We start from the raw sequence: 12,624 nt of genomic DNA, 5'->3' as shown, positions 1-12,624 counted from the left end.
AGCGCGCCGGCGCGCTCGGCCAGGGCCGCCGCCTGGAGGGGGTCGCCGGCCAGGACGGCCACCTGGTAGCCGGGTGCTTCGGCCTCGAGCGCGAGCTGAGCGGCGACGGTGCGGAGGAGCGCGCTGCTATCGAGCCCCAGCCGCTCCGCCTGGGTGGCCAGCCGGCCGGCGAGGCTGCTCATCAAAGCGGCGGTGTGGTCGAGCGGCGGCTTCTCGGCCACGCGGGTGCCCGCCTTTTTGCGCTGGGTGAGCCAGCCCACCCGCTCGAGCGCCCCATAGGCCGCGGCGACGGTGTTGGCATTGACCGACACCTGCGCCGCGAGCTCCTTCACCGTGGGGAGTGCCTGGCCGGGCTCGAGCACCCCACAGATGATCAAGACGCGGAGTTGACCGGTGATCTGCTCCCCGATAGCCAGCGGACTCTGCTTGTCGATGTTGAGCATCATAGGTCAATATACTGCTCAGCTAGTATTTACGTCAAGTTCTAGTGCTTGAAAGGCTAAAAGTGGAGAATATTAACCACAGTTCAATAGAATTGTTTTCCTAGCGTTGGGGTGCAGCTCGATGAGCGGCAGGGGAAGCTGAACGTCGAGGCGGAGGTGCAGGCCGAGATGCTCTCCGACCACCGCCTCGAGCATCTGCTAGACTCGGGCATGACCCACTGGCTACGGGGTATTCGCGGCGCGACGACGGTAGAGCGGGACGAACCCGGACTGATTCTCGAGGCGACCAGGGAACTCCTCTCGGAGATGCTCACGGCCAACGGCATCGACGACTTCGAGCCCATCGCCGGTATCTTCTTTACCACCACCCCGGACTTAAAGAGCACCTTTCCCGCCGAGGCCGCGCGGCAACTCGGCATGAACCTGGTGCCGCTCCTTTGCAACCAGGAGATTCCGGTGCCGGGCCGCCTCGAGCGGGCCGTCCGGGTGATGATGCAGGTGAACACCCCCAGGGCGCAAGCCGAGATGCAGCACGTCTACCTGAGGGAGGCCAAGGCGCTCAGGCCCGACCTCGTCAGCGCCCAGTAAAGCGGTTGGCGGCAGGAGAAATTCATCAAGGGCAGGCAGCGTGCTAAACTGCGGCATCGAGGTGCTTATGTCCACCGTAGGACGTCAAACCGTGGGACATCAAACCGTGGGACATCAACAGGTCAAGCCAGTCACTGCTGAGGAACTGCTGCACATGCCGGGCGACGGCTTTCGCTACGAACTGGTCAGGGGGGAACTCAAGAAGATGGCGCCGGCCGGAGGTGACCACGGCTTTATCGCCCACGATATTCCCGGCCCTCCGGATTTGGCTGTGGAAGTGATCTCGCCCAGCGACAGGTATAGCGAACTCCAGGAGAAGGTTATGGCTTGGCTCGAGGCCGGAACGCGCATGGTGCTGGTGTCGACCCGCGCAGGTGCACCGTGACGGTCTACCGGCCGCCAGCGGAGTTCGAGGTCTTGACTGAAGACGGGATCGTCGAAGGCGGTGAGGTCGTCCCCGGCTGGAAGCTGCCGCTCAGCGACTTGTTCGGCTGAATCCTCGAGCATAGCGAGCTGCACGTGGTCGATACCTAACATCATTCTCAAATCACTCGTCCCGCCACTCCTTGACGGGCACGAGCATACCGCCGTCGACGGTCGCCTGTTTGATGCCGTGGTTGCGGCCCAGGCTGATCTCAATAACCGCCTGGTCGAGCGATTTGGAGCCCAGCAAGACCTTGCGCACGAAGTAGCCGCCGCCCTGCGGGCTCATCTCGCTCGTTTTGGAGATGCGCACGGCGATGACCTCGCCGCTCTTGTCGGTGCGCACCCGCGCCAGCAGGAAGTTGCCGTCATGCTTGAAGTTGGGGTTGCCGCGACGAAAGAACATGCCCCACTCTACCGCGCGAGGCGGAGGGAGGCCAAGCGCTAATCGGTCGCTTGCGCCGCCCGCAGCCGCGTCATGAACTTCTTGTGGGGGCGGAAGATGAGGACGGCGGCCAGGCCCAGGAGGCCGACCGCCAGGAGCCCCCAACGCGGCCCCAGCCGGCCCACGAGCTGCGAAACGAGCAGCGCCCCGAAGGGCACGAAGCCCGCGAAGACGAGCATGTAGATGCTCATGACCCGGCCGCGCAGGGCGTCGGGCACGAGCAACTGGACGGTCGCCTGGGCGTTCACCGTGGTGAGGATCATGCCGAGGCCGCAGGCGACCAGGGCCAAGGCGGCCACCGGCAGGTTCGGGCTCATCACGAAGGCCAAAAAGGCCAGGCTGAGCAAGAGGGCGCCCCGGCGCATGAGCATGAGCCGGTCGCCGTCGCCGTAGGCGGTGTTGACGCCGAAGGCGAGGATGGCGCCCAGGCCCAGGCTCGAGAGCAACAGGCCGAGACCGCCGATCTCGAGCCCCAAGGCCTGCCGCGCGAAGAGCGGCACGATCATCTGGAAGTTGACGATGGTCAAGGACAGCGCCCCCGCCAGCATCGTCGCCAGCCTCACCTCGGCCTGGCCCCAGACGTAGGCGAGGCCCTCCCTTATCTCCGCGAAGACCCGGTGCGGCCTCGCCGCTTGCCGCGGCACCCTCAAGTTCCAGATGGCCGCGATGACCACGGCAAAGGAGAGCGCGTTGAGGGTGATCGCCGGGCTGTAGCGCAGGAGCGGCTGCGCGTCCCCGAAGAGATGGCCGGAGGCGGCGATGGCCGCGGCCGCCACGGCCGGGCCGATGAGCCGCGCCACGTTGAAGGCCAGCGAGTTGAGCGAGACGGCGTTGCGCAGGTCGCGTTTGGGGACGAGGTCGGGCACCAGGCTCTGCCGCGCGGGCACGTCGAAGGCGTTGGTGACGCCGCCTACCGCGGCGATGACGAGCAGGAGCGGGTAGGAGAGCCAGCCCGTAAAGGTCAACAGCGCCAGCGCGGCCGCCGAAAGGGCCAACACGCCCTGGCAGACGAGCAGGACCGAGCGCCGCGAGGTCGCGTCGATGACCACCCCGGCAAAGAGGCTAAGGAGCAGCGTGGGCGCGAACTGCAGGGCGCCCACGTAGCCGAACTTGAGGGCGGCCTCGGCCGGGTCGGGGACGAGGTCGAAGACGAGCCAGGCCTGCGCGGTCACCCCCATCCACGAGCCGATGAGGCTGAAGCCCTGGGCGAACCAGAAGTTGCGAAAGGCGGGATGGCTGAGCGCGTCGAAGGAGTGGGGAAAACGGCCGATCATGGGCACAACGCGCCATCATACGCCCGCTCGCCCGTCCAGGTTGCAGGGCGCGCACATCCCAAGACATCCCTTCGAGCGGTATGCTGGGAGCATGCTGGATGGTGAGCTGAATGGTGAAAACCTGCTCCGGGCTGCCTTTAGAGCGGCGATTGCCGCCGCCGATCCGCTCGAGCTGCCCGCTCACGTTTTTCCCGAGCCTCCGGTGGGCCGCCTCGTCGTCGTCGGCGCGGGCAAGGCCGCGGCGGCGATGGCCCTGGCCGCCGAGCGGCATTACGGCGACAGGTTTGGGGGCGAGCGCTTGGCGGGGGGTCTCGTCGTCACCCGCTACGGGCACGGCCTGAAGGAGGGCGAGAAGCTGGCGCGCATTCGCGTGATCGAAGCCGCCCATCCCGTTCCCGACGCGGCAGGCCTAGCGGCCGCGCGGGAGATTCACGCGCTGGCCGCCTCACTAGGCGAGAACGACCTGCTCCTCTGTCTCCTTTCCGGCGGCGGCTCGGCGCTCCTGACCGCGCCCGAGGGCGTGAGCTTGGAGGAAAAGGCCGCGCTGACCAAGGCGCTGCTCAGAAGCGGCGCCGACATCCGCGAGATGAACTCCCTGCGCAAGCACCTCTCGAGCCTCAAGGGTGGGCGCCTGGCCGCCGCGGCTGCGCCCGCGCGGGTGGTCTCGCTGATCATCTCCGACGTGGCGGGCGACGACCTCTCCAGCGTCGCCTCGGGCCCCACGGCGCCCGACCCCAGCACCTATGAGGACGCGCTGGCGGTCCTGGACCGCTACGGCCTCGACTTTCCGGCGGCGCGGGCGCAGCTGGAACGGGGCGCCCGGGGCGAGCTCGCCGAGACCCCCAAGGAGGGCGACGCCGTCTTCGAGCGGGTCGAAAACCGCCTGGTTGCCACCGCCCAGGACGCGCTCGAGGCCGCCGCGCGCGCCTTCGAGTCCCAGGGCGTCACTCCGCTCATCCTCGCGGACGCCGTCACCGGCGAGGCGCGCGAGGTCGGCAAGGTCTTGGCTGCCCTCGCCAGCCAGGTCCTGCGCCACGGCCAGCCCCTGCCTCGTCCCTGCGCGCTGCTCTCGGGCGGCGAGACGACGGTGACCGTCCGCGGCGAGGGCAAGGGGGGGCGCAACAGCGAGTTTCTGCTGTCCTTTGCGCTCGAGCTCGGCATGCCCGACGGCGTCTACGCGCTGGCCGCCGACAGCGACGGCGTCGACGGCTTTTCGGACGCGGCGGGCGCGCTGGTCGGGCCGGACCTGTTCGCGCGCGTCGAGCGCGACGCGGCCAAGCATTGCCTCGAGAACAACGATTCCTACAGCCTCTTCGAGAAGTCGGGCGCACTCATCAAAACGGGGCCGACGCGCACCAACGTCAACGACCTGCGCTTCATCCTGGTGCGCTAGCTCGCCTCGAGTATCTCTCGCGCATCTGCTCAAAAGATAGTGCTATGCAGAGAATTTCTCGGTGCAGAGCGGTCCTTGAGGATATAGTAGGGCTAGATGGCAAAGGATTTTGAAAGCTTTCTGGAGATCTTCTTGGGCACGCTCGCCGAGGATGACTTCTATCAGGGTCAGAGCTTGCCCGCTTATCTCAAGCGACCCGAGGACGAACGCGGCAACGACGAAGCCGATATCGTCGACAACAAGGTCGTAAGCGCGCTGCTCGAGGCGCTCGGCTACAGCCGTAGCGAAGTAAAATATAACCGCGCCGAGGGCGGGCGCAAACGCACCGACTTCACGGTGCAGCTCCCGAGCCACGAATATCCCAAACCATGCGCGGTCGTCGAGTCGAAGAACACCGCTACAAAGGACCTGGCCGCTCATCTTCCTCAGCTCGAGAGCTATCTGCGGGCGCATGGGGCGCAGCGCGGCATTCTCATCGACGGCAAGCGCCTCATCGCCTACGAGCTTGCCGAGCCCGGCCCCCTTTCGACGACCGATCTCTCGCTCGCGTATCTTGTAGAGCTATGGCGCGGTGAGTCTCTTTACGCGGGCGGCAAGCAGGGCGCGCAAGCCATACCGGGAGCCGAAACGGTCGCCTTGCGCGCCTTCTGGCAGAGGTTCAACAGGGATGCCTACACCCAGGCAAGCCGACTCGTCGAGGAACTTACCCGTACCAGGGCGGGAGAGGCGCACGCCGTAGACGGTTCGACCTGGCGTGACGGCGTCGCCCAACTTCAGATTCGCAAGCCGGACGATGCGCATTTCATCAGGGAGGTGCGCGAGCTGATTCGCGACGTGCGCACCGATGTCGAGGCGCAACTGATGCTGAGGCTCGAGAAGTACCAGGAGTTCAAGCAGGCGCTCGAACACCTTCCTGGCAGCACGCCGGGCAGCGTGATAAACGTCGGCGACGAATACGGCAACAACCTCAAGCTTCTTCTCAGCAGCCTCGAGACGGCGGGAATAGCAGTCGAAGACCGTAACGGCATCCAGTTTCGGCTGGAGGGTCAGCTCGAGCGCCTGAGCGAGCGCGACCTCGTGAGCGGTTTGGGCAAGAACATTCTTAAGCTCGTCAACGAAAGGTTGCGACTGAACGCATCACGCGCCCCGGTTTCAAAAGATACCAGCAAAGAGCAGGCGCTTATCGAGGGCGCCATCGAAATGCGCAAGCCCAAAAACGGGTCCGGTCGTGGACAGGCTACGCTTCAGGAAACCATCACTGCCGTGTTAGAGCGGATGCAAAAGCTGCTCGCGGATTACCACGCGCGTCGCGAGAGGCTGCTCAAGGACTACAAGGCCGACATCGAGGTTCATACCGCCTTTGCAACCTGGCGCGACAAGGTCGCCACCCTGCTGCTGCGCGGCGCCGACGAAGCGCGGCTGAAACGCGAGTTCGCCGCCCAGACCTCATACGTCCTCATCGTGCGGATGCTGCTCGTGCGCATCGCCGAGGACAAGGGGCTGTTGGAGCGCGTCTTCACCAACGGCGGCCTGGCGCTGTGGTTCGATCAGGTCGAGCCGCGCTATCTCAAGTACGCGCAGGGCAAGGGCACCGACTACCTCTTGCAGATGGCCTACACCAGCGCACAGCACATCTATGCGCACTTCTACACCGAGAGACTGCTCTTCGACTGGTACTACCCCGAGCGCAATCTGGTCATCCGCGTGCTTCACCGCCTGGCCGGTTACGATCTCCGTGAAATCAACCATGACGTTATCGGCCATGTCTACGGCGGTTACGTCGAGGACGAGCACAAGCACGAGAGCGGCATGTACTACACCCCGCCCGAGGTCGTCGAGTACATCCTGGACAGACTAGGTTACAGCGGTCCCGACATCATCGGCAAAAGGCTGCTAGACCCGGCCAGCGGCTCGGGCACCTTTCTCGTCTCCGCGGCCCGCCGCCTGGTCGCGGCCTATCACGATTATTACGAGGCGCAGGGCCATACCAAGATTCCGGTAGACGCTATTCAGAATATTCTGGACGAGGTGAAGACCTCGCTCTATGGTCTGGACCTAAACCCCTTTGCCTGTTACCTCGCCGAAACGAACCTGCTCATTCAGGTCCTAGACCTCATCAAGCGTGCCCTTGACGAGGGCGAAGTGGTGACCCTCGACCGCTTTCACATCTACAATGCCGACACCCTCAAGTACGACCCCAAAACCGCGGCGGTCGCCAGAGGTGTGCTCGAGTTCCCAGTCGATGAGCTGACGGTCGCGGAGAAAATCAAGGCCAAGAGGGGCAAGCTTAGGCTCGACGAGCATTCCGAATTCGACTTTGCGCAAGGCTTCGACTTCATTGTTGCCAACCCGCCTTATGTCAAGGCGGACGAGGGCGGCGAAGGTTTACTCGAGTACCGCCGCGCCTTAAAAGCCGAGCATCCCTTTGCTGAGGTCAGAGACGTGCTCAAGATGAAGTGGGACATGTTCGTGCCGTTCGTGGCGCTCGGCTGGCATCTGCTGAAGGACGGCGGGCGCATGGGGATGATTACCAGTGATGCAATTGAAATGGTGCCATACGGTAAAAGTCTTAGGGAATTTCTTGTCAAGAGAGCGACGGTAGAAGAGATTAGCTTCTTCCCGGGCGTCAAACTTTTTGAAGATGCAGGTGTTAGAAATACAACTTTCTTCGTCAAGAAAGAAAGAGCAGAGGATACGCACGAGACGTTGCAGCGTTGGCACGAAAGTCCCCCTCCCTCAGTTATAAAAGAGAACCGACTGTTGCAGGTTGCTAATGGTGTCAATGTTTTTCGTCAAACTTCAGGGCAGCTTCAAGGTGGAGAGGTAATACCGCTTAGTAGTATTTGCTTCATCAGTGCAGGGATGGAGCTACAAGCTCACGAGAAGAAATTTCCTGGCGAATTTGAAAAGGAAGATTTAATTGCGCTTGAAAAAAACATCCAAAATCCAGCTCCATACGTTGAGGCTAGTGATATTTCCGTATACCAGTTGCTACGTGTGCGCTACCTAGAGTATGGGCCTGGCTTAAGAGCGCCGGACCGGGTACGTCGCCCAAGGTTCCCCAAACTGTTCGAAACACCGAAACTCGGTACGCCAATGGTGATTAGTTCGCGCGACCCACAACAAACGCAGGTTTTTCTTGACGAAGGTAAACATCATAACGGCTGGCTTTATACTAATCACAGCATTCATCTTATGGTGCCGTGGTATGAGTTACGAGAAGTTTCCAACAAAAGTATTAGTAGAACGCTTGGAAAGCAGGATAGAGAGGCACTGGAAAATAAGTCCAAGGAGTTTTCGTTACTTTACCTCCAAGGTGTTTTGAATTCTAAATGGATGTCTGAGTTTATCCGAGCCAAGCGTAGAGATCACACCAACCTCTACCCAGACGACTTCAAAGACATTCCTATACCGAACGCTGAAGCTACCCTACAGAGGCCGATTGCTGACAAGGTTGGGGAGCTTCATCAACTCGGATTGGAGTTTTTTACGCTTCGTCATAAAGGTTGGAAGGTTGACAACAGGGGGGGCATCGTTGAGGCTGCTGCCAACGTTCCCGACGGTGTGCCGACGTTGCCTCTTGCCAGCGCCAAAGTCCGTTGGGGCTTGCGCGTGCATGATGACAATGCCGACGTAACGGCGCTGACGTGGCGCGGCCATGGGCTTTACCGGGGGCGGCAGGAGGTGCTGGGTCTACCGGAGACGGCGCCTGAAGAGGGGCTCGAGTGGCTCAGGCGGCAACTTGCGGGGCTTACGGCGGGCACGACTCTGGCGATGGCCGAGGCGCGTGGCTTGAGGGTTCCCGGGTCACCTGTGGAGGCGAAGCGGGCGCTCGAGATGCAGGGGGCGCAGGAGTCGGAAGTCAGGGAAAAGATTGCCGAGTTTCAGAGGTTGAGGAAAGAGGTGGACGAGCTCGTTGCGGCGCTCTACGAGAGCGACGGTAGAAGCTTAGGTATCCTGTGAGGTACGACCCCGACAAGCACCACCGCCGTTCGATTCGTTTGAGGGGATATGACTATGCTCGCGGCGGCGCGTACTTCGTGACCGTGGTTAGCCAGCAGCGCGCCGGTCTTTTTGGCGATGTTCTCGAGGATGAGGTGATGTTGAACGAGGCCGGCACGGTGATTGTAGCGGCGTGGATGGATTTGCCGGAGCGGTTTCCGACGGCGTCTATAGATGCATTTGTGGTGATGCCCAACCATTTCCACGGGATCATCGTCATCCATCAAAAATCCGTCGAACCCGTAGGGGCAGGGCTTGTCCCTGCCCTCGTCCGGGCGCCCACGGGGGAAAGGGCGCCCACGGGGGAAAGGGAAAGGGCACCCACGGGGGAAAGGGAAAGGGCACCCACAAGGGGTGCCCCTACGGGTGGGGATCGGTTGCCGACGTTGGGTGATATCGTCGGCGCGTTCAAATCCATTACCACGCGCGCGTACATGGAGGGTGTCCGTCATCGGGGTTGGCAACCTTTTGACAAACGGCTGTGGCAGCGCAACTACTACGAGCGTGTGGTCCGCAGCGAGGGCGAGTTGGATCGCATTCGCGGCTATATCGACCAGAACCCGCTGAACTGGGCGCGGGACCACGACAATCCTGCGTTTGGAGAAACCATTGGCCGCGCAAAGACTAACGCAGGCCGTTGAGACCTTGCGCTCCGGTGGGCTTGTCGCCTTTCCGACCGAAACGGTCTACGGCCTAGGCGCCGACGCCCTGAACCCGGCGGCCGTCGCCAAGGTGTTCGCCGCCAAGGGCCGGCCGGCGGACCACCCGCTCATCGTCCACCTGGCCGCGTCGAGCGCCCTTCCCGACTGGGCGGTGGATGTGCCGGATGAGGCTTACGGGCTGGCCGGGCGCTTCTGGCCGGGCCCGCTCACGCTCATCCTGACCAGGCACCCTCGAGTACCGGGCGCGGTGACGGGCGGCCAGGCGACGGTCGGCCTGCGCGTGCCCGCGCATCCCGTCGCGCAGAGGCTCCTGGAGGCGTTCGGCAGCGGTGTGGCGGCGCCCTCGGCCAACCGCTTCGGCAAGCTGAGCCCGACCACGGCGGCGCACGTCCGCGCCGAGTTCGGGGGCGGCGTGTTCGTTCTCGACGGCGGTCCTTGCGAGGTGGGTCTCGAGTCCACCATCGTCGACCTGAGCGGCGCGGCGCCCCGGCTCCTGCGGCCGGGCGGGGTGAGCCTAAGCGCGCTCGAGGCGGTCCTGGGGCGGTCTGTAAGCGTTAAGGGCGAGAATGCACCGCGGGCGCCCGGCACGCTGGCGAGCCACTACGCGCCCGCCACGCCCGTGAGGCTGCTGGCGGCAGAGGGGTTTGAAGAGAGGCTCAGGAGCTTGGCCGCCGGGAACAGTGTCGCCGTGCTGGCGAGGCGTGGGCGGCCGGCGGACGCGCGGGTGACGAGTTGGCTCGAGCTGCCCGACGAGCCCGCCGCCTATGGCCGGGGGCTCTACGCCGCGCTGCGCGAGCTCGATGCGGTAGGGGCCGACCTCATCGCCGTGGAGGCCGTGCCGGAGGGCGAGCCTTGGGAGGCGGCGCGCGATAGGCTGCTGCGAGCCGCCCAAAGCGCGCTAGAAGAGGAGAAATAATGGCTACAGAAGGGCTCCAGACCGAGTCGCCGCTGGTGTCGGTCGTGATGGGCAGCGTCTCGGACTGGGAGACGATGCGCCACGCCGACGAGACCTTGACCCGCTTCGAGGTGCTGCACGAGTGCAAGGTGGTCTCGGCGCACCGCACCCCGGCCTGGCTGAGCGAGTTCGCCACTCAGGCGGCGGGGCGAGGTATTCAGGTCATCATCGCCGGAGCGGGCGGGGCAGCGCACCTGCCGGGCATGGTCGCCGCGCACACCACCCTGCCGGTCCTGGGTGTGCCCGTCGAGTCCAGGGCGCTTGGGGGCGTGGACTCGCTCCTTGCTATCGTGCAGATGCCCGCGGGCGTGCCGGTGGCGACCCTGGCCATCGGCAGGGCGGGCGCCGTCAACGCCGCGCTCTTGGCCGTCGCCATCTTGGCCCTCTCGAGGCCGGAGTTGAGGGAGGAGTTGGAGCGCTTCCGCGAGGAGCAGGCGCGGCAGGTCCTGGCCGCCAGCCTGCCGCCGCAGGCCAACTAGATGGGCACTGTCTAGATGGGCACTGTCATCTTGCCGGGAAGCACGGTCGGCGTGCTCGGCGGCGGCCAGCTCGGCCGGATGCTCGCGCTTACGGCCCGGTGCATGGGCTACCGCGTCCACGTCTACGCGCCCGAGGGTGGCGGCCCGGCGGGTCAGGTGGCCGACGCCGAGACGGTGGCCGCTTACGACGATAGAGGGGCTCTCGAGCGCTTCGCCGCCGCCGTTGACGTGGTGACGCTCGAGTTCGAAAACATCCCGGCCGACGCCCTCGCCGTGATAGGGGCGGGGGGCGTTCCCGTGCGCCCCGGTCCGCAGGTACTCCGCGTCGCCCAGCACCGCCTTCGGGAAAAGACCTTTTTTGCCGGGCAGGGCTTGCCCGTCGCGCCCTTTCGGCGCGTCACCTCGCTCGCGGAACTTAACACGGGCCTGAGCGAGCTCGGCCTGCCCGCCGTCCTCAAGACCGCGGGCTTCGGCTACGACGGCAAGGGGCAGGTGAAGGTGACGGCGCTCGAGCAGGTCCTGGGCACCTGGGCCGCGCTGGGGGAGAGCGAGGCGGTGCTCGAGGCCTTCGTGCCCTTCGCGCGCGAGCTGTCGGTGGTGGCGGCGCGCGGGCTGGACGGCAGCTTCGTGCATTACGGGGTCTTCGAGAATATCCATCGCAGCCACATTCTCGACCTGACCCTGGCGCCCGCCGACCTGCCGGGCGGCGTTGCTGAGAAAGCCGTCGCGCTCTGCCGCACGGTCATGGAAGCCTTGGAGGTCGTCGGCGTGCTCTGCCTCGAGCTCTTCATGCTCACGGACGGCAGCCTGCTCGTCAACGAGCTGGCGCCGCGCCCGCACAACTCCGGGCACCTGACCCTGGACGCCTGCGTCACCAGCCAGTTCGAAAACCAACTGCGCGCGATCTGCGGCCTGCCGCTGGGCGACCCGCGTTTTTTGCAGCCGGCGGCGATGGCGAACCTGCTCGGTGACCTCTGGCAAGACGGCGAGCCCGACTGGGCGGCCGCGCTCAAGGTACCCGGCGTCGCGCTCCACCTCTACGGCAAGGCCGAGGCGCGGCCGGGGCGCAAGATGGGCCACCTCACCGCCCTGGCGCCGACCGTGGCGGAGGCCAGGGCAAAGGCGGAGAGGGCTCGAGCCGCGCTGCTGAGATGGCCCGCTGGGGAGGCCGGCGCCTCTTAGAGCCGAACACCTGAACGCGCCGCCTCATTTGCCTCGCCTCGGGCTCTCCTAGAATAGGCCGGGCTCTACTTGGCCCGCGCCCAACTTGTCCTGGGAGACGCGGAGGCAGCCGCCAAGGCTTTGGCTGCGGTTCAGCTAGGGCTCGCCGGGCTGGGCGAGGGTGGCCTTCGTTACCTGGCCGGATCTCAAGAGGTCTTTGGGGACGTTTTCGCGCTCCTTCATCGATCGCCGGTCTCACTAGGACTGCACTTCCTGGGCAGCGCGGACGTGCGCCACGGGGGGCGGAAGATGAAGCTCAGGAAGCGCTTCAAACTCGAGCTCTGGGAAGCTACCCTCGAGGCTCTTCCCGAAAGCGACCCGCACCGGGCTTTGGTCCTGGCGCGGGTGAAAAGGTTGAGGGGGATTGGGGTGTTTAACGTAACGCAACAACTGCGGGCGGTGGCAAGCTGTCGGTTCCGTCGCCATTTCCTGGGTCACCCCCACCGGCAAAAGCGGCACCACTCAGCACCAGCACGGCAAAGACGAAGGCACGGCTCAACTTCTTCAACATAAGCACCTAAACAAAAGTTTTTGTGAAATTCTCAGGGCTAAGAGCCACAATCTGCCGAGGGCAAGGGGAGCAGCCTTCACAATTTCTTTTGCATGGGTACTTATCATTCAAAGGGGCTTCCTCCAGTGAGATTTGTTGACTTTGATTCAGTCACAACCAATCTTGCCATGAAGAAGCCCTTTTGAGTTCGACTCGCAGTAGTCAACCTCGTGCTGCTCGTGACTTCGC

11 protein-coding genes are annotated in these 12,624 nt (G+C 64.3%); 8 read left to right on the top strand and 3 right to left on the bottom strand.

What is annotated here, in order from left to right; genetic code table 11:
• Window positions 1-446, bottom strand: a 446-nt coding sequence (locus tag M3498_09300; GenBank protein ID MDQ3459476.1) for a GntR family transcriptional regulator, incomplete at its 3' end; no start/stop codon positions are given.
• Between the two features lie 207 nt (window positions 447-653).
• Between M3498_09300 and aroH the strand changes: the two genes are divergently transcribed.
• Together aroH and M3498_09290 are read left to right on the top strand one after the other, a co-directional pair.
• Window positions 654-1,031 (top strand): chorismate mutase, encoded by a 378-nt coding sequence (aroH, locus tag M3498_09295; protein MDQ3459475.1) that lies wholly within the window; start codon window positions 654-656, stop codon window positions 1,029-1,031.
• A 91-nt stretch (window positions 1,032-1,122) separates the two neighbouring features.
• Complete coding sequence (locus tag M3498_09290) at window positions 1,123-1,416, top strand: Uma2 family endonuclease (GenBank protein MDQ3459474.1); 294 nt, start codon at window positions 1,123-1,125, stop codon at window positions 1,414-1,416.
• Window positions 1,417-1,578: 162 nt separating this feature from the next.
• Here M3498_09290 and M3498_09285 read toward each other — a convergent pair whose 3' ends face one another.
• Window positions 1,579-1,860, bottom strand: a complete 282-nt coding sequence (locus M3498_09285) for a hypothetical protein (protein MDQ3459473.1) — start codon at window positions 1,858-1,860, stop codon at window positions 1,579-1,581.
• A 38-nt stretch (window positions 1,861-1,898) separates the two neighbouring features.
• Window positions 1,899-3,173 (bottom strand): MFS transporter, encoded by a 1,275-nt coding sequence (locus M3498_09280; protein MDQ3459472.1) that lies wholly within the window; start codon window positions 3,171-3,173, stop codon window positions 1,899-1,901.
• A gap of 91 nt (window positions 3,174-3,264) precedes the next feature.
• On the opposite strand from M3498_09280, the gene M3498_09275 reads away from it, so the two are divergent.
• The 6 genes from M3498_09275 (at window position 3,265) to M3498_09250 (ending at window position 11,846) form a co-directional block, all read left to right on the top strand.
• The gene (locus M3498_09275; GenBank protein ID MDQ3459471.1) at window positions 3,265-4,566 is read left to right on the top strand and encodes a glycerate kinase; all 1,302 of its coding nucleotides are present in this window, start codon (window positions 3,265-3,267) and stop codon (window positions 4,564-4,566) included.
• Between the two features lie 96 nt (window positions 4,567-4,662).
• Window positions 4,663-8,529: an SAM-dependent methyltransferase gene (locus M3498_09270; protein MDQ3459470.1), complete on the top strand. Its 3,867-nt coding sequence runs from the start codon at window positions 4,663-4,665 to the stop codon at window positions 8,527-8,529.
• Window positions 8,526-9,209, top strand: coding sequence for a transposase (locus tag M3498_09265; protein ID MDQ3459469.1), 684 nt, complete (start codon window positions 8,526-8,528; stop codon window positions 9,207-9,209). The genes M3498_09270 and M3498_09265 overlap by 4 nt, the downstream gene beginning before the upstream one ends.
• A complete protein-coding gene (locus tag M3498_09260; GenBank protein ID MDQ3459468.1) occupies window positions 9,178-10,146 on the top strand; it encodes an L-threonylcarbamoyladenylate synthase in 969 nt (322 codons plus the stop codon). Before M3498_09265 ends, M3498_09260 begins: the two co-directional genes overlap by 32 nt.
• Complete coding sequence (gene purE, locus M3498_09255; protein ID MDQ3459467.1) at window positions 10,146-10,664, top strand: 5-(carboxyamino)imidazole ribonucleotide mutase; 519 nt, start codon at window positions 10,146-10,148, stop codon at window positions 10,662-10,664. The genes M3498_09260 and purE overlap by 1 nt, the downstream gene beginning before the upstream one ends.
• Window positions 10,665-10,679: 15 nt before the next feature.
• Entirely contained in the window at window positions 10,680-11,846 is a 1,167-nt protein-coding gene (locus M3498_09250) for a 5-(carboxyamino)imidazole ribonucleotide synthase (GenBank protein ID MDQ3459466.1), read from the top strand.
• Window positions 11,847-12,624: the final 778 nt, after the last annotated feature.

The sequence above is a fragment of the Deinococcota bacterium genome (genome assembly GCA_030858465.1).
Taxonomy (GTDB): Bacteria; Deinococcota; Deinococci; order Deinococcales; family Trueperaceae; genus JALZLY01.
This window is presented reverse-complemented; position numbering and strand designations above follow the sequence as displayed.